16 protein-coding genes are annotated in these 15,977 nt (G+C 69.8%); 15 read left to right on the top strand and 1 reads right to left on the bottom strand.

The features are described from left to right. The first annotated feature begins 15 nt into the window (after nucleotides 1-15). The 13 genes from HG543_RS28610 to HG543_RS28550 all read left to right on the top strand — a co-directional run bounded on the left by HG543_RS28610 (nucleotide 16) and on the right by HG543_RS28550 (nucleotide 12,414). On the top strand, nucleotides 16-786 hold the full coding sequence (locus HG543_RS28610; protein WP_169348057.1) for an MBL fold metallo-hydrolase: 771 nt from the start codon (nucleotides 16-18) through the stop codon (nucleotides 784-786). Next, the gene (locus HG543_RS28605) at nucleotides 783-1,988 is read left to right on the top strand and encodes a beta-ketoacyl-[acyl-carrier-protein] synthase family protein (protein ID WP_169348056.1); all 1,206 of its coding nucleotides are present in this window, start codon (nucleotides 783-785) and stop codon (nucleotides 1,986-1,988) included. The genes HG543_RS28610 and HG543_RS28605 overlap by 4 nt, the downstream gene beginning before the upstream one ends. Then, on the top strand, nucleotides 1,985-3,172 hold the full coding sequence (locus HG543_RS28600; RefSeq protein WP_169348055.1) for a beta-ketoacyl-[acyl-carrier-protein] synthase family protein: 1,188 nt from the start codon (nucleotides 1,985-1,987) through the stop codon (nucleotides 3,170-3,172). The genes HG543_RS28605 and HG543_RS28600 overlap by 4 nt, the downstream gene beginning before the upstream one ends. Further along, nucleotides 3,169-3,612, top strand: coding sequence for a 3-hydroxyacyl-ACP dehydratase FabZ family protein (locus tag HG543_RS28595; protein WP_169348054.1), 444 nt, complete (start codon nucleotides 3,169-3,171; stop codon nucleotides 3,610-3,612). Before HG543_RS28600 ends, HG543_RS28595 begins: the two co-directional genes overlap by 4 nt. Then, nucleotides 3,605-4,354, top strand: coding sequence for an SDR family oxidoreductase (locus HG543_RS28590; protein ID WP_169348053.1), 750 nt, complete (start codon nucleotides 3,605-3,607; stop codon nucleotides 4,352-4,354). The genes HG543_RS28595 and HG543_RS28590 overlap by 8 nt, the downstream gene beginning before the upstream one ends. A 14-nt stretch (nucleotides 4,355-4,368) precedes the next feature. Next, nucleotides 4,369-5,124, top strand: coding sequence for an SDR family NAD(P)-dependent oxidoreductase (locus HG543_RS28585; RefSeq protein ID WP_343073457.1), 756 nt, complete (start codon nucleotides 4,369-4,371; stop codon nucleotides 5,122-5,124). 64 nt (nucleotides 5,125-5,188) lie between these two features. Beyond that, nucleotides 5,189-6,424, top strand: a complete 1,236-nt coding sequence (locus tag HG543_RS28580) for a beta-ketoacyl-[acyl-carrier-protein] synthase family protein (protein WP_169348051.1) — start codon at nucleotides 5,189-5,191, stop codon at nucleotides 6,422-6,424. Nucleotides 6,425-6,450: 26 nt separating this feature from the next. Further along, nucleotides 6,451-7,656 (top strand): beta-ketoacyl-[acyl-carrier-protein] synthase family protein, encoded by a 1,206-nt coding sequence (locus HG543_RS28575; RefSeq protein WP_169348050.1) that lies wholly within the window; start codon nucleotides 6,451-6,453, stop codon nucleotides 7,654-7,656. A gap of 17 nt (nucleotides 7,657-7,673) precedes the next feature. Continuing rightward, on the top strand, nucleotides 7,674-8,423 hold the full coding sequence (locus tag HG543_RS28570) for an ABC transporter ATP-binding protein (protein ID WP_246357369.1): 750 nt from the start codon (nucleotides 7,674-7,676) through the stop codon (nucleotides 8,421-8,423). Further along, nucleotides 8,420-9,646 carry an ABC transporter permease gene (locus HG543_RS28565; protein WP_169348049.1) on the top strand — a complete coding sequence of 409 codons (1,227 nt, stop codon included), beginning with the start codon at nucleotides 8,420-8,422 and terminating at the stop codon, nucleotides 9,644-9,646. The genes HG543_RS28570 and HG543_RS28565 overlap by 4 nt, the downstream gene beginning before the upstream one ends. A gap of 19 nt (nucleotides 9,647-9,665) precedes the next feature. Beyond that, on the top strand, nucleotides 9,666-10,409 hold the full coding sequence (locus tag HG543_RS28560) for an outer membrane lipoprotein-sorting protein (RefSeq protein WP_169348048.1): 744 nt from the start codon (nucleotides 9,666-9,668) through the stop codon (nucleotides 10,407-10,409). A 4-nt stretch (nucleotides 10,410-10,413) separates the two neighbouring features. Continuing rightward, a complete protein-coding gene (locus HG543_RS28555; protein WP_246357368.1) occupies nucleotides 10,414-11,742 on the top strand; it encodes a hypothetical protein in 1,329 nt (442 codons plus the stop codon). A gap of 54 nt (nucleotides 11,743-11,796) precedes the next feature. After that, complete coding sequence (locus HG543_RS28550; protein WP_211194232.1) at nucleotides 11,797-12,414, top strand: metallophosphatase domain-containing protein; 618 nt, start codon at nucleotides 11,797-11,799, stop codon at nucleotides 12,412-12,414. A 132-nt stretch (nucleotides 12,415-12,546) separates the two neighbouring features. Here HG543_RS28550 and HG543_RS28545 read toward each other — a convergent pair whose 3' ends face one another. Further along, nucleotides 12,547-14,046, bottom strand: coding sequence for a S28 family serine protease (locus HG543_RS28545; protein WP_169348047.1), 1,500 nt, complete (start codon nucleotides 14,044-14,046; stop codon nucleotides 12,547-12,549). Between the two features lie 269 nt (nucleotides 14,047-14,315). Here HG543_RS28545 and HG543_RS28540 point away from each other — a divergent pair, with 269 nt between their 5' ends. Beyond that, nucleotides 14,316-14,660 (top strand): PadR family transcriptional regulator, encoded by a 345-nt coding sequence (locus tag HG543_RS28540; protein WP_169348046.1) that lies wholly within the window; start codon nucleotides 14,316-14,318, stop codon nucleotides 14,658-14,660. Beyond that, on the top strand, nucleotides 14,661-15,977 hold a 1,317-nt coding region (locus HG543_RS28535), incomplete at its 3' end, for an ABC transporter permease (protein WP_211194231.1). It lies immediately after the preceding gene.

Below are 15,977 nucleotides of genomic sequence, written 5' to 3'. Positions count from 1 at the left end.
AGGAAACCCATCACCATGCGTTTGAATGTGCTCATCCAGGGCAGTGGATTTCCACGGCTGCGCTCCACTGTCACCCTCGTGCAATCCCAGACACGAAACATCCTGGTCGACAGTGGTCTGTGCGACGACGCCGAGCGGCTGGTGCTGGCACTCAAGGCGCGGGGATTGACCCCGGATGACGTGGACGTGGTCGTCGCCACCCACCTTCATTACGACCACTGTGGCAACCACCTGCTGTTCCGGAACGCGCGATACATCGTGGGCGCCAAGGACTTCGTCGAGAACGCCCACTTCATCGAGGCCTACCACCGGGACAGTACCCCCGGTAAGGCCTCGACCGCGGAGTTGCTGCGCGAGAACTACCAGACGGTGAAGGAGTTCTACGTCCGGTCCATCGTGCGCGAGGTGACTCGAAACATCGGGTTCTACAACCGGGTGCTCGAGCGCGACGCACGCTTCGTCCCCGTCGACGGCAGCCATTGGCTCACCGAGGAGGTCGAGGTGCTGCCCACTCCGGGACATACCCATGGCCATATCTCCGTCGTGGCGCACCGCGCCCGGCCCGGGGAAGAGGACACGCCGAGGAAGATCCTCGTCGCGGGGGATGCCCTCTTCACTCGCAGGACCTTGGTGGAGAACGGGGAGCGGGAGCTCCAGCTCGCCCAGGACACCGCGCTCTACAGCGACACCCGCAGGAAGCTGCTGAGCGAGTACCGCCACATCATCCCGGGCCATGACGGCCTGGTGGACACGGCGCCGCATGAGCCCGTGGGGGCCACCTCATGAGCACCCATCGAGTCGTCATCACCGGCATGGGGGTGACCGCGGCCAATGCGCTGTCCTCCGGCGAGCTCGCCCAGGCACTGGTGGAGCGCCGCAGCGGCATCCGGCGGACCGACCGGTTCGGCGGCGAGGGACGTGCTCGCACCGCGGGAGAGGTGGACCTGCCGGGCTTCTCCGACGAGGGGGTGGACAGGGTGTCGCAGCTGGCCCTCCACGCCGCGGAGCAGGCCCTCCGGGACAGTGGTCTCGCATCACGGACGGGCTGGAGGGAGGAAGCGGGGGTGATGCTGGGCACGAGCCGTGGACCGGCACTCTCCCTGGAGAGCTTCCTGCGCTCCGGAAGCGAGCAAGCGCGCCGGACGCTCTTCGGGGAGCTGGCCTTCTCCTCCATTGCCCGTAACGTCGCGGCCCGGTTCGACCTGGGCGGCATCCAGTCCACCGTGACGATGGCCTGCGTCTCCAGCAGCCTCGCCATCGGCCGTGCCCTGGACGAAGTCCGCCAGGGCCGGACCCCGGTGATGCTGGCCGGGGGCGCGGACGCGCTGACCGCGCTCAGCTTCAGCGGCTTCTCCGTCCTGCGCGCCATGAGCCCCACTGTGTGCCGTCCCTTCGACCGCCGGCGCGATGGGATGGTGCTCGGAGAAGGCGCGGGAATCCTCGTGCTCGAGGAATTGCACCACGCACTCCAGCGGGGCGCGCGAATCCATGCGGAGCTGTGCGGCTGGGGAACGGCGGGAGATGCCCACCACCCCACCAGTCCCCATCCGGAGGGCCGGGGCCTGCGGCAGGCGATGACGCTCGCGCTGCGCCACTCGGGCATGACGGTGGACCAGGTCGACTTCGTCAACCTCCATGGCACCGGTACGCTGGCGAATGACCCCGCGGAGTGCCAGGCCCTGCGCGAGGTCTTCGGCGCCCGGACCGCGTCGCTGCCGGTCAACTCCCTCAAGCCCTACTTCGGCCATACCCTGGGCGCCGCGGGCGCGCTGGAGCTCATCGGCTCGCTGCTGGGCATGGCGCGCGACTTCATCCCGCCCACGCTCCACTGCGAGGAGCTGGACCCGAGGTGCGACGTCGACGTGGTGCGGGGGGAGGGGCGCTCGCAACGCATCGACGTCCTGATGAGCACCAAGTCCGCGTTCGGCGGGGCGAATGTCGCCATCGTCGCCCGCCGCCTCCCGGAAGCCGGGAGGGAGGCACGATGAGCCGGAGCATCGTCATCAGTGGACTCGGCGCGGTATGCCCACGGGCCGCGGGCCGCGCGGCGCTCTGGGAGCTCTTCGCGCGGGGCGACACCGGACCCGCCAGCACACGGGAGCCTTCCGTCCCCGCGCTGGAGCGGATTCCAGACGCGACGTTCGACAAGCAGCCCGCGCAACTGCGGCACATGGACCGGCTCGGGCGAATCTCGCTCGCCGCCACCACCCTCGCCATCGAGGACGCCGGACTCGGGACCACCCCCGGGGACCCGCTCCAGACAGGCATCGCGTTCGGCTCGGGCTACGGTTGCCTGCCCACCAACGAGGAGTATCTGGAGGGAATCCTGGAGCGGGGTGCTCGCTACGGAAACCCGGTGGTGTTCCAGAACACGGTCACCAACGCGGCCACGGGCTACATCTCCATGGTGCACGACCTTCGCGGGCCCAACGCGACCCTGTGCTCGGGGTGGACCGCGGGCCTGGAGGCGCTTCGCTTCGGTTGCCAGCAAATCGAAGAGGGCCACGCCGAGCGGATGGTGGTGGGCGGCGCGGACACGCTCAGCCCGAGGCTCCTCGAGGCTTTGTCGCTCCAGGGGTGGCTCAGCCGCCGGGGCGTGGCGCGTCCCTTCAGCGAGGCGTCGGACGGAATGCGCGTGAGCGAGGCCGCATGCACGCTCGTGTTGGAGGAACACACGCGGGCCCGAAAGCGCGGTGCACACGTCCATGCGGAGGTGGCGGGAACCGGGCACCGGGGAGGCCCGCCCACGGAGCAGGCGCGCGCGCTGGCCCGCGCGGTGGGGGACGCGCTGCGCGCCGCCCGAATCCAGCCCGAGCAACTGGGAGCCGTCTTCTCAGGCGCGAACGGCCGGAGGGACTTCGACAGGTGGGAGTACCGCGGGCTCCAGGAGGCCCTCGGTGCCCACGCGGCCCGGGTGCCGACGACCTGTCCCAAGGCGGTGCTCGGAGAGACCTTCAGCGCCGCGGGCACGTTGGCCGTGCTGCTGGGCGCGCTGGCCGTCGACACGGGTCAGGTGCCTGGCTTCGCTGGAACGACACACCTCGCCCCGGGATGTCAGCTCAACCTGCTATCCGGTGCGGCACGGCCTCTGAAGCCCGAGTGGGTGCTGGTCACCGCCCTGGGTGGGGAGGGCAGTGCCCTGGCCGTGGTGTTGCGCAGGTGCCAGCCATGAGCGACCACCCCATGGCGCTCATTTACGGGGGAACGCCTCACCGGTTCCCCATGCTCCTGGTCGACTCCGTGGAGGAGCTCTCCGAAGGCTTGGGCCGGGCGCTCAAGCAGGTCTCCGCCAACGAGGTGCTGTTGGAGCGCTTCGGAGACGCTCCACCCACGCTGCCTTCCTGCCTGCTGGTGGATGCACTGGGGCAGGTGGCCATCCTGCTCCTGCGCGAGCGGGACGGTGGGGCCGCGTCGGTCTGGTACCTCGGCGGCATCGAGGCAATGACATTTCATACGGCCATCCCCGCCGGCAGCGTCCTGCGGATGGAAGCCCGCGTTCTCAAGCGGTGGCGGACCACGGCGCGAATCGAGGTCAAGGCCTGGATTGGAGCGGTGCCGGTCGCCGACGGCTTCATGGTGCTTTCCCAGAGAGGTTCAGGGTCCAATGAGTAGCTCGGAAACAGTCACGCCATTCGTCGAGGGATTGCTCCACCAGCAGGTGGTGATGGTCACCGGCGCGGGACAACCCATCGCCAATGCCATTGCACGACGCCTGGGCAGGGCCGGTGCGCGGCTGGCCCTGGTCTTCCTTCCGGAACACGAGCAGGAGGCGATGGAGTTCGCCAGGGCGGTCGGCGCGGTGCTGGCCCTGGCCTGTGAGCCCTCGGACCCACAGGCGGTGGGCGCGGTGGTCCGTCGCGTCACCACGGAGCTGGGAGGCGTGGACGTGCTCGTCAACGCGTCCTTGAGCCGCGAGCCGGGCAGGTGGGTGGACCTGGCCGCCGGGCAGTGGAAGGCGTTGCTCGAGCGCCAGTTGAGCGGCACGGCCTGGTTCTGCAAGGAGGTCATCCGCCCGATGATGCGCAAGCGCTCGGGGCGCATCCTCACCCTCCTGGATGCCGCTCCCGGAGGGGCGAGCCGGGTGGCCGCCGAGGGCCTCCTGGCGATGACCCGCGCGTTGGCGAACGAGGTGGCGCGGCAGGGCATCGCCGTGAACACCCTGGCCATCCACCTCCTCGCGGAAGAGGTCGAGCGCCTTGCTCCCGCGCAGCGCGAGCGGCTCGACGGCGACCGGGGCCCCCTGGGGCGGCCCGGGAGCGCAGACGAAATCGCGGAGGCGGCGCTCTTCCTGACGTCGAGCGCGGCGAACCTCATGACGGGACAGCGCCTTTCGGCCACCGGAGGTCTGTGGTGAGTGAATCCCAGGCAGTGCGTCAGCGATTTCAGCAGCAGGCGGTCATCATCACCGGGGGCTCGCGGGGCATCGGCAAGGCCATTGCCCTCGCCTTCGCGTCCGAGGGCGCCGACGTCGTCCTCAACTATGGGAGCAACACGGAGGCCGCGCGTCAGGCCGCCGCGGAGGTGGAGGCGAAGGGGCGGCGCTGCGTGCTGGTCCCCGGCTCCGTGGCCAACCCCGAGGTGGCCGGACAGCTCCGCGACGCGGCGCTCGCGAACTTCGGCCGCATCGATGTGCTCGTGAACAACGCCGGCATCAGCCGGGACGGGCACCTGATGATGCTGCAGAGCGCGGCGTGGCGGGAGACGGTGGACGTCAACCTCTACGGCGCCATCGCCTGCTGCCAGGCGGTCATCGGTCCCATGATGAAGCAGGGACGTGGGGTCATCATCAACATGTCCTCCACCGCCGGAATCCGGGGGCGCGCGGGACAGGTGCCCTATGCCGCCACCAAGGGGGCCCTGATCGGGCTGACCCAGACGCTGGCGGGAGAGCTCGGGCCGTATGGCATCCGGGTGAACTGCGTGGCACCGGGCTTCGTGGAGACGGAGATGGTGGCGGGGTTGATGAACCGCCCGGGGGTCCGCGAGGGATTCATCCAGGCCACGCCCGTTCGCAGGCTCGGGACGGTGGAGGACGTCGCCAGCGCCACGCTCTTCCTGGCCTCGCCGGAGAGCGCCTACGTGGTCGGCGACGTGCTGCGCGTGAATGGCGGGCTGGTGATGTAGCGCGCCGCCCGCGAGGGGCCCGGCGTTCTCGAGGAATCGCGCCACAACGGCGGAGAGGAACAGGATGAGCAACAGGGTCGTCGTCACCGGGATTGGCGTGCTCACGCCGATCGGCAACAACCTGGCGGAGTTTTCCGAGGGGCTGCGCGCGGGGCGTGATGGCATCGCGCCCGTCACCCACTTCGATGCCAGCAAGCACCGCTGCCAGTCCGCCGGGCAGCTGAAGAACATCGACTTCTCGGCGCACTTCAGCCCCGAGGAGCTGCCCTACCTCAGCCGTGGCACCCGGATGATTCGTGTGGCGGCGGCGCAGGGGCTCGCGGCCTCCGGGCTGGACCTGGCGGCCGAGGACCGCTCGAGGGTGGGCGTCGTGCTCGGCACCAACCTGGGAGGAATGCCGGCGGCGAAGGAGGGCTACGCGGCGCTGCACCACCCCTACCGGCGCGGCCGCGCGGGCCCGAAGGAGCCGTGGCGTGCCCTGGTGCTCGACAGCTTCATCAGCGCCATGAGCGACCAGGTCGCCAGCCAATACGGGTTGGCGGGGCTCAGCCTGGTCATGTCCACCGCATGCAGCGCGGGCCTGCATGCCCTCGGCGTGGCGATGGATGCGATTCGCTCGGGACAGGCCGAGGTGATGCTCGCGGGGGGAGTGGACCCGCTCAGTGAGATGCCCCAGGCGGGCTTCGGCGTGCTGCGCTCGCTCGCCAGCGACAAGCTGCGGCCCTTCAGCAAGGACCGCGATGGGACGCTCCTGGGGGAGTCCGCCTCGCTCTGGGTGCTGGAGAGCGAGGCGCACGCCACCCGCCGTGGAGCGCGCATCCTGGCGGAGCTCGCCGGGTACGGTGGCTCCACGGACGCCTACCACATGACCCGGCCCGACGAGACGGGACGCGGCCCGGCGCGAGCCATGCAGGCCGCGCTGGACAGCGCCGGCATGAAGCCCGAGCAGATTGGCTACATCAAGGCGCACGGCACGGGCACCCCGGCCAATGACGTCATCGAGACGCGCGCCATCAAGCATGTCTTCGGCGAGCGGACGCAGGTCCCCGTCAGCTCCATCAAGGCGATGGTCGGCCACAGCCTGGGCTCGAGCGGGGCCACGGAGGCAGCCGCGGCGGTGGTGGCGCTGAACGAGGGCTTCCTGCCGCCCACGCTCCACCTGGATACGCCCGACCCCGAGTGCGACCTGGACTACGTGCCCCACCGCAGCCGGCCAGCGAAGCTGGAGGCGGTCCTCGCCAACGCGTTCGGCTTCGGGGGCAACAACGCCGCGATGGTCTTCCGTCGCTGGGAGGGTTGATGCACCACGAGAACGAGGCAGCGAACATGCGGCTTGTCATCACCGGCATGGGAGCGGTGTCCCCCTATGGGGCGGGTGTCCCCGCCCTGCTGGGCGCGCTCGCCGAGGGGCGCAGCGCCATCCGACCCATCGAGGACTTCGATGCCTCCGGGTGCGGCTGCACGCACGGAGCCCGGGTTCCCCAGGCGAGCCTGGCCACGCTGACGGGCTCCAACAACCTCCGGCGCGCGCCCCGGGGGACGCAGTACACGATGCTCGCCACGGAGGAGGCGCTCCAGATGGCCGGCCATGGCCCCTCCACCTGGAACCCGGAGCGGGTGGGCGTGTTCCTGGGGACGTACCGGGCCAATGCCGAGGTGAGCCAGGAAATCTGGCACCGCATCATCACGAGCGAGCCACGCTTCGTCCAACCCCTCCTGTTCCAGGAGACGGTGACGAACGCGGTGGCCAGCGCGCTCAGCATCCGCTGGGGCTGGCGAGGCACCAACTACGCCATCAGCGCGGGAAATGCCTGCGGGTTCCAGGTGCTCACCCTGGCGGCGCAGGCCCTGCGCAGCGGACGGGCCGACGCCATCATCGCGGGCACGTTCGACCTCGTCACCGCCGCCACCCACCGCGACATGGATGACATCGGCGTGCTGAGCGACTCCAACGTGAGTCGTCCCTTCGACGCGAGGCGGGATGGCTTCATCATGGGGGAGGGCGCGTCGGTGGTGGTGCTGGAGACGCTCGCCTCCGCGCGGGCGCGGGGGGCCACGCCCCTGGCGGAGCTCGCGGGGCTGGGTGTGGCCCATGACGGGCACGGCTTCGGCATCCACCATCCGGAGGGCCGGGGACTGGCCTCCGCGATGGGGCAGGCGCTCCGCGCCGCGGCGGTTTCCCCCGAAGCGGTGGACTACATCGCCGCGGCGAGCAACTCCACGCAGTCCCTGGACAGGGCGGAAGTAGCCGCCCTCCGGACGGTGCTGGGCGCCGCGGCGGGCACCGTCCCGCTCAGCAGCCTGAAGGGCCTCACGGGCGAGGCGGAATCCGCCAGTGACATGTTCAACCTCCTGGCCTGTATCGGCGCGGTTCGGGGAGGCGGGCTGCCGGTGCAGGCCGGCACCGAGCAGCCGGAGTTCGAGCTCAATCTGGTGCGGCAGTCCCAGGCGTCCCGGCCGGTCCGGGCGGCCCTGGCGCACTCCTACTCGTTCGGGGGCAACGCCGGAGCGGCGTTGGTCCGAGCGCTCTGACATCGGGGAAGACGGAAATGGGCAACGTGGAAGGAGCCGCCAGCAAGGCGGTCATGGCGGTGACGCGCGCGGCGGGAGAGGAGGTGCTCCTGTCGCTGAGTGACATCCGGCGCGACTACGTCCTGGGACAAGCACGAGTCGAGGCGCTGAGGGGCGTGTCCCTGCGCATCCACCGGGGGGAGTTCGTGGCGGTCTGGGGGCCCTCGGGCAGCGGCAAGTCCAGCCTGATGAACATCCTGGGACTGGTGGATGCCCCCACCTCCGGCGAGGTGTCGCTGGAAGGCGTGCCCGTCGGGAAGCTGTCCGACAACGCGCTCTCGGACCTGCGCAGCCGGAAGGTCGGCTTCGTCTTCCAGAGCTTCAACCTCGTCCCCGTGCTCAGCGCCCTGGAGAACGTCATGGTGCCCCTGCAAATCCAGGGTGTGGGCGCTTCCGAGGCGCGCGCGCGTGCCAGCCAGGCGCTCCAGGAGGTGGGCCTGGAGAATCAGTCGAGCGCCCGCCCGGACAAGATGAGCGGAGGCCAGCGCCAGCGCGTGGCGATTGCCCGCGCGCTCGTCACCGCTCCATCCATCGTCGTGGCGGACGAGCCCACGGCCAACCTGGACACGGAGAACAGCTACCGGGTGGTCGAGCTCATGCGTGAGCTCAACCGCTCCAAGCGCGTCACCTTCATCTTCACCACTCACGACCCGCGTCTCCTGGACCTGGTCGACCGCAAGCTCCTGCTCAAGGACGGCCTGCTCCAAACGGACGAGACTGTTCGATGAACTACTTCACCATCGGGTTCCGAAACATCCTGAAGCATCACCGCCGGAGTCTCGTCACGCTCATCTCGGTGGGCTTCGGCTTCGCCTCCATCAGCCTCTTCGCGGGATACATCAAGTATGTGTACAGCGGGCTGGCCCGGCAGGCCATCCACGGAGAGCTGCTGGGGCATCTGACGGTGATGAAGAGCGGCCTGCGCACGGAAGGCAGGCTCCAGCCGGCTCGATACATGTTCACCCAGGAGGAGCTGGCCCGGGTGATGCCCATCCTCCAGCAATACCCCCACACGCGGCTGGTGACACCGCGCATGTCCCTCAGCGGCATGATGTCCAACGGAGTGGCCTCCACCGTCTTCATCGGCGAGGGACTGGTTCCCGAGGACGTGAAGAAGCTCCAGGGGGACTTCCCGCGCAAGCTCTCCGGCGACTTGAAGGCGGACAATCCCATCGGCGTGGCGACGGCCCAGGACCTCGGGCGGATTCTCGACCTGAAGCCCGGGGACTCGGCCGCGCTGCTGGTCAGCACGGTGACGGGACAGGCCAACGCGCTGGACGTGGACATCGTGGACGCCTTCAACACGGGCAACGTCGGCACCAACGACAAGTTCCTGTACCTGCCCCTCGACCTGGCGAAGTCACTGTATGACTTCGACGGCGCCGAGCGGCTCATCGTGCTGCTGGAGGACAAGGCGCTCACGGAGCAGGCCCGGACGGAACTCACCGCCCAGCTGAAGCAGGCGGGCTTCGACGTGGAGCTCAAGACGTGGCTGGAGCTTTCGAGCTTCTACTCGCAGGTGAAGCGGCTGTTTGACATGATCTTCGCCTTCATCTTCAGCAACGTCTTCATCGTGGTGGTCATGAGCATCGTGAACTCGATGTCCATGACGGTGGTGGAGCGGACCCGGGAAATCGGCACGCTGCGGTCCATGGGCTTGCGCCGCTCGGGCATCCTGCGGCTCTTCACCACGGAGGCCTTCATCCTCGTGGTGCTCGGGTGTGCTGGCGGTCTGCTCTTCACGTTGCTGGTGCGGCTCGCCGTCAACAGCGCGGGCATCACCTACACGCCGCCGAACTCGTCCAACGTGGTCAGCCTGATGGTCGACCTCGACGTGCCCCGGATGGCGAGGACCTTCGTCATGCTCTCGGTGCTGGGCATCGCCGCGGCCTTCTTCCCGGCACGCACCGCGGCTCGCAAGCAGATCATCGACTCTCTGGGCCATGTCTGACCACGCGGGAGCTACCCTCATGAAGAACGCACTCATTCTCACCGCGGGGCTGCTGGTGTTGCTCGCGGGCTCCGCGCGAGCCACCGCGCCGGATGCGGCGGAGATTCTCAAGGCCTCGGACCGGGCGCGCGGCGGTGGGCTGCCCGGCATCCGCTGGACGGTCCGAATCACTCCCGTCAGCGGCGGGGAGTCGGAGCCCGAGCGGCTGCTCACCCTGAAGGCCAATGCCACCGCCAGCCTCGCGGAGACGCGTGAGCCCGTGCGATTCAAGGGCTCCAAGCTGCTGCAGGTGGACCGGAACATGTGGATGAGCCGTCCGGGGCTCCGCAAGCCGATTCCCATCTCTCCGAGGCAGAAGCTCTCCGGGCAGGCCTCGCAGGGCGACATCGCCTCGACGAACTACGCCGTCGACTACCAGGGCAAGCTGCTCCGTGAGGAGGAGGTCCAGGGCGAAACCACCTACGTGTTGGAGCTGACGGCCCTCAACAAGTCCTGCACGTACGACCGCATCACCTACTGGGTCTCCAAGCAGCGGAGGGTGGGGGTGAAGGCGGAGTTCTTCTCGCTCTCCGGCAAGCTGCTGAAGTCCGCCACCTTCGAGTACGGCAATCAGCTCACCCACGAAGGCAGGACGATTCCCTTCGTGAGCAGGATGACCCTCCGGGACGCGCTCACGTCGGCGGAGACGACGCTGGTGTACTCCGACGTGCAGGTGACGGAGCTCGCTCGGGCGGAGTTCGACGTCAACCGGCTCGGGAACTGAACGGATGCGCTCGAGACGCGTCACGGGCTCCGCCACGCTGGGACTGCCGCTGCTCGTGGGCCTGCTGACGGGGCAGGGTGCGAGCGCCGAGGCCGGCGGTCTCCAGGAGTTGCTGGACCAGGGGTCCGCGAGCCTCCAGGTGCTGGCCTTCGACAGCGAGCGGGGGCTGCGGGAGAACAGCCTGCTCAATCCGGGAAACCGCATTGCCCGCCTTCCGGAAGGACAGACGGAGGTGGAGGGGCGGCTCGACCTGAAGCTCAGCACGGACACCTTCGTGCTGAGTTTGAAGCCCCGGGCCCGCTTCGAGTGGCGGCGCTTCGGAGACTCCGGAGCGCGGACGCGGCTCGATGCCTGGGTGAACCAGGGGGGCGTGACGGCCTATCCGGTCCAGGAGCTCGCCGTGTCGGTGGGTCGGGAGGTCCTCACCTGGGGGCCTTCCAATTTCCGCTCGCCCAGCAATCCCATCTACTTCGAGAACGGCCGGAACAACCCCCTGCGCGAGCTGCTCGGGGTGGACGTGGCTCAGGTGACGTGGTCGCCCACGCCAGCGCTGTCCCTGTCGCTGATGCACACCTTCGGCGACGGGCGCGGGGACTGGCAGTGGGAGCGCGACGAGGGCTTCAGGGCGCTGTCGCTGCTGAAGGTGGACTACACGGCGGATGTCTACGTCGCGAGCCTGAACGCCTCGAAGCGGTGGACCGATGAGCGTCCCCGCTTCGGCGCTTTCGGGCAGGCCACCGTCAGCGAGGCGCTGCTCGTCTACGTGGAAGCGGGGCTGCGTCAGGGGACGTCGGCGCTGTACCCGGAGACGCTGCCGACGCCCGTGGGGGGCGGCTTCCTGCCTCGCCATGCCGGGGACCACCGGCTCTTTTATTCGGCCCTCGTCGGGGGAGGCTACACCCTGGGCTCCGGCCACACCGTCTACCTGGAGTACCTGGGCAACAACGAAGGCTACCGGTGGGCGGATGGGGCGCGGTACTTCGACATCGCCGCCAGCGCTTCCGCGCTCCTGGACCCGCCCTCCGAGGCTTCTCCCCTCGCGGGCCAGACGCTGGGCGCCGCGCTCGACAATGGGCTCGCGCTGCAGGGGCGCCACTACCTGTTCTTGCAGGTGCAGAACAACCCGACGGACAGCGGCCCCACCTGGCAACTCCGCTATTCGCTCAATCTGGTGGATGGCAGCGGGCAGGGCTCCGCCTATGTCGAATGGAACGCCTGGAGCCGATTGGCGCTCTTCGCCGTGGGAGTCCTCCATCACGGGAGCCACCGCTCCGAGTTCCACTCACTGCTGAGCCGTTCGATTCTCGTGGGGGCCAAGGGCTACGTCCTGTAGCCGGTGTCCTGCCTGAGCGTACGGTGCACTGCTCGCGCGGCTATGCTCCGGGACATGCTGACCCTCGTCGCCATCGCGGACACCCATGGCTACCACCAGGACCTCACCATTCCTGATGGAGACATCCTCATCCATGCGGGAGACCTCACGCAGCGGGGAAGCCTCGAGGAACTCGCCGAGGTGAACCGATTCCTCGCGGGGCTTCCGCACCGGCATAAGGTGGTGGTGGCGGGCAATCATGATTGGTGCTTCCAGCAGAGCCCGGCCGAGGCGCGCGCCGTCCTGACGGCCGCCACCTATCTGGAGGACGCGTCCGCCGTCATCGAGGGCCTGAAGTTCTACGGCAGTCCCTGGCAGCCCTGGTTCATGGACTGGGCCTTCAATCTCCCCCGAGGCCCGGAGCTGGCGCGGCGATGGGCCCGGATTCCCGACGACACGGATGTCCTCATCACCCACGGCCCACCCCTGGGATTCGGGGACCACCTGGGCGGAGGAGAGCGCGTCGGCTGCGAGGAACTCCTCAAGCGCGTTCGGCAGGTGCGGCCCCGGCTGCATCTGTTCGGCCACATCCACCAGGATGGCGGCGTCTGGACGGAAGGTGCGACGACTTTCGCCAACGTCACCTCGGATGAGTGCCTGCTCCCTCCACGGGTGCTCACACTCTCCCGGTGAGATGGCTGGGCTTCTGAATGTGGCGGCGGCGGGAGTCGAACCCACGGCAAGGTCGAATGGAACGCCTGGAGCCGATTGGCGCTCTTCGCCGTGGGGGTCCTCCATCACGGGGGCCACCGCTCCGAGTTCCACTCACTGCTGAGCCGTTCGATTCTCGTGGGGGCCAAGGGCTACGTCCTGTAGCCGGCGGAAGCGCGGCGGCGCGGGCTTCGAGGCCTCCGCTTCGGCCGCACGCTCGAGCGCCAGCGCGCGGCCCTCCGCGGACGGAGCGCTCCCTCCCATCCACGTGAAGAGCCGCTCCAGGGCACGCGTCCGCTCGGGCTCGGGCAACTGGAGGATGCTCGCGCCGTGGTTGCCGCCCGGGACGAAGAAGCGGAACGCGTCATTGCGCTCGCGCACGGAGAAGGCCGTGGCGGACCACGGGTCGTTCTCCCCATAGATGAAGAGCATCCGCTCGCCGTGCTTCCAGACCCAGTGCTCCACGCGGAGCATGGCGGTCCAGTCGAACGGCTCCGTCACCGGGAAGTCCAGGTACACGTCGGGCGTGTTCTCCCCGGGGTAGCGCAGGAGCCCGCGCAGGTGCCGCGTGGGGAAGCGAGGCCAGCCCAGCTGCGTCGCGGGCTGGTAGTAGGCGGGGCCCATGAACTCGAGGAAGCGGTCTCCGTACGTGAAGGCCACGCCGACGACACCATCCATGAAGGCGAAGGCCTCCTCCGCTGGCGCGCCGGGCGCGGGAATGGTCGCGCAGGCGGACTGCGTGCCGTACTGCCAGAAGTAGAAGGACGTCTCGACGGCGGAGAACTCCAGCACCCGGTCCGCGCCGCCCACCACCTCGAAGCCGGTGTTCCATCTCGTGCCCAGCGCCTCCACGAAGGGCAGCAGCTCCTCACGGCGCCGCAGGACGTCCCGCTGGAAGGCCTTCAGCTTCTCGCGGCAGTCCGCGTCCCCCACCTGCTCGAGGAAGTGGACGTAGCGCCCGTCACGCGTCCCGTGGCTGTTGGGCGCGACGTACGCCACGGTGGCGTCCACGTCGTCCGGGTAGAAGGAGCGGTGGTACACGGCGGTCATGCCGCCCTTGCTGACTCCCGTCGTCAGCCAGCGCCCGGAGTAGAGCGGTTTGAAGGCCTGGATGACGCGGTGGGCGTCGCCCGCGGCCTGCTGGATGGTGAGCAGCCGCAAGTCATTGGACGCCGGTCGGGAGCCGCCCAGGAAGCGGTGCTCCAGCACGAGCTGGTTGGCGCCGAGCAGGGCGGTGGGCTCGGCCTGCGAGGGGGGGCCGCCCAGCATGTAGCCCTCGGTGACGAGCACCATGGGCGCCTCCACCGAGCGGTGCAGGAGCGTCATCCAGATATGGAACCGCTCCCCCTGCGGGCGCGCATGGTCCGAGGGCAGCTCGAGGCGCAGCACGAAGAAGCGTGTGTCTGGAATGGGCGAGGGCTGCTCGACGACGACGGTGAGCCCGGGAATGGACTGGAGCCGGGTGAGGACGTCGTCCGGCGCCGCCACGGTCTTCTCCGCCGCAGTCTGCTCCGGTGACGCTGGGACGATGGGCTCTGGAAGGGAGGCGTCACCACAGGCCTGCAGCAGCAGGGTCATGGCCAGCAGCCACGCCGCCCCTCGTGCCGTCATCATCCGGTGACTGCCACGCGGCGCGGCGCCAGCGCCTTGGCCCAGAAGCACTGCTCCCATGGGGAGTCCCTTTCTCGTCTCGAGGCGTGAGGCGGCCCGGGGCATTCCGGGTGCTCGGGGGAAAGAAGGAATGACCCGGCCCGCATCCCAAAATCCTTCATTGGGCGGCCGCAACGCGCGGAGCAGTCCCGCTTCCCTCGATACGTCCCGTTCGATTTGACAACCCCTCACCAGGCACCGATGCTCCCCACACTTGGTGAGGGGAGCGTGCGATGACACGACCGGGGCTGGACCTGATGCAGGGGACGCTCGACGTCCTCATCCTCCAGACGCTCACGTGGGGGCCCACGCATGGGTATGGCATCTCCGAGTGGATTCGTGAGCGCACGGGGGGCGTGCTCGCGGTGCAGGACGCGGCGCTCTACAAGGCGCTGCGCCGGCTGGAGCAGCAGGGCCACGTGGTGGCGGAGTGGGGGACCAGCGAGAACAACCGCCGCGCGCGCTTCTATCGCCTGACGCCCGCGGGGCGCCGCGCCCTGCGCGAGGAGGCAGCCTCCTGGCGCGCCTATGCCGACGCCATCGCCCGCGTGCTCGACGCGACTCCGGGGGAGGCCTAGATGAGAACGCCGGGACGGCGGTGGACGTGGCCGTGGCGGAGCCGCGCGGAGCTGCAATCCGACGTGGACGAGGAGATTGCCTTCCACCTGGACATGCGCACCGAGGCCCTGGTGCGCGAGGGCCTGTCGGAAGCCGAGGCCCGCCAGCGCGCGCGGCGGGAGTTCGGCGACGTGGACGAGCTGCGCGAGGCCCTGGGCGCGCACGACGCGCGGGCCCAGGCGCGCCGCCGCGTGTCCGCGTGGCTGGACGGGCTGCTTCAGGACCTGCGCTTCGGGGCGCGCACGCTGTGGCGGAGCCCTGGCTTCACGCTGGTGGCGGTGCTCACCGTGGCGCTCGGCGTGGGCGCGAACACCGCGCTCTTCGGCGCCGTACACGCGGTGCTGCTGCGACCGCTGCCCTACGCCGCCCCAGACCGGCTCGTGGCCGTGTCGATGGTCCCCGAGGCCGACGCTTCTCCGGCGACGCTGCTCGCCCTGCGCGAGCGCAGCCGCACACTCACGGACGTCGCGGGCTACGTCCGCCGGACCGCGACCCTCACCGGCAGCGGAGAGCCCGAGCTGCTGAGCGGCGCGCTCGTGAGCGCCGAGCTCTTCTCCGCGCTGGGCGTGGTCCCCCGCTTCGGCCGCGCGCTGCGGCCCGACGACAACCGGCCGGGGGCCACGATGGTGGCGGTGCTGGGCCACGGCCTGTGGCTGCGACGCTTCGGTGGAGACCCGGGCGTGGTGGGCCGCACCGTCACGCTGGACGGCATGCCCTTCACGGTGGTGGGGGTGATGCCGCGGGGCTTCTCCTTCCCGGGGGACGACGTGGGGCTGTGGCTTCCCCTCCGGTTGGACGCGACGTCGGGCGACAGCGACATCGGCTTCCTGTCGCTCCTGGGGCGGCTGGCGCCCGGCCAGGGCTCCACCGAGGCGGACGCGGAGCTGCGCACCCTGGGCGCCGCCCTTCGCGCCGAGCGCCCCGGCGTCCTCCCGGAGGACTTTGGCCGCCTGGCGCGCGTGACGCCGCTGCGCGACGTGCTGGTGGGGGAGGTGGGCCCCGCGCTGCTGCTCCTGCTGGGCGCGGTGGGCTGCGTGCTGCTCATCGCGTGCGCGAACGTGGCCGGGCTGCTGCTCGCCCGGGCGACGGGCCGGCGCACGGAGCTCGCCGTGCGCGCGGCGCTGGGGGCGGGCTCGGGCCGGCTCGCGCGCCAGTTGCTCACCGAGAGCATGTTGCTCGGGCTCATGGGCGGGCTCGCGGGCCTGGTGCTCGCGCGCTGGGGGGCGGACGCCGTGGGCGCGGTGCTGCCCGGGACGCCGCCGGACGGCGGGCGGGTG

This window comes from Pyxidicoccus fallax (assembly GCF_012933655.1).
GTDB classification, from domain to species: domain Bacteria; phylum Myxococcota; class Myxococcia; order Myxococcales; family Myxococcaceae; genus Myxococcus; species Myxococcus fallax.
The sequence above is the reverse complement of the archived record's forward strand: the minus strand, read 5'-3'. Positions and strand labels throughout refer to the sequence as shown.

What these genes read in the sequence shown, in the direction of transcription:
- HG543_RS28610 (WP_169348057.1), top strand. Translation starts at nt 16, where the DNA reads ATGCGTTTGAATGTGCTCATCCAGGGCAGTGGATTTCCACGGCTGCGC.
- HG543_RS28605 (WP_169348056.1), top strand. Translation starts at nt 783, where the DNA reads ATGAGCACCCATCGAGTCGTCATCACCGGCATGGGGGTGACCGCGGCC.
- HG543_RS28600 (WP_169348055.1), top strand. Translation starts at nt 1,985, where the DNA reads ATGAGCCGGAGCATCGTCATCAGTGGACTCGGCGCGGTATGCCCACGG.
- HG543_RS28595 (WP_169348054.1), top strand. Translation starts at nt 3,169, where the DNA reads ATGAGCGACCACCCCATGGCGCTCATTTACGGGGGAACGCCTCACCGG.
- HG543_RS28590 (WP_169348053.1), top strand. Translation starts at nt 3,605, where the DNA reads ATGAGTAGCTCGGAAACAGTCACGCCATTCGTCGAGGGATTGCTCCAC.
- HG543_RS28580 (WP_169348051.1), top strand. Translation starts at nt 5,189, where the DNA reads ATGAGCAACAGGGTCGTCGTCACCGGGATTGGCGTGCTCACGCCGATC.
- HG543_RS28575 (WP_169348050.1), top strand. Translation starts at nt 6,451, where the DNA reads ATGCGGCTTGTCATCACCGGCATGGGAGCGGTGTCCCCCTATGGGGCG.
- HG543_RS28570 (WP_246357369.1), top strand. Translation starts at nt 7,674, where the DNA reads ATGGGCAACGTGGAAGGAGCCGCCAGCAAGGCGGTCATGGCGGTGACG.
- HG543_RS28565 (WP_169348049.1), top strand. Translation starts at nt 8,420, where the DNA reads ATGAACTACTTCACCATCGGGTTCCGAAACATCCTGAAGCATCACCGC.
- HG543_RS28560 (WP_169348048.1), top strand. Translation starts at nt 9,666, where the DNA reads ATGAAGAACGCACTCATTCTCACCGCGGGGCTGCTGGTGTTGCTCGCG.
- HG543_RS28555 (WP_246357368.1), top strand. Translation starts at nt 10,414, where the DNA reads ATGCGCTCGAGACGCGTCACGGGCTCCGCCACGCTGGGACTGCCGCTG.
- HG543_RS28550 (WP_211194232.1), top strand. Translation starts at nt 11,797, where the DNA reads ATGCTGACCCTCGTCGCCATCGCGGACACCCATGGCTACCACCAGGAC.
- HG543_RS28545 (WP_169348047.1), bottom strand. Translation starts at nt 14,046, where the DNA reads ATGATGACGGCACGAGGGGCGGCGTGGCTGCTGGCCATGACCCTGCTG.
- HG543_RS28540 (WP_169348046.1), top strand. Translation starts at nt 14,316, where the DNA reads ATGACACGACCGGGGCTGGACCTGATGCAGGGGACGCTCGACGTCCTC.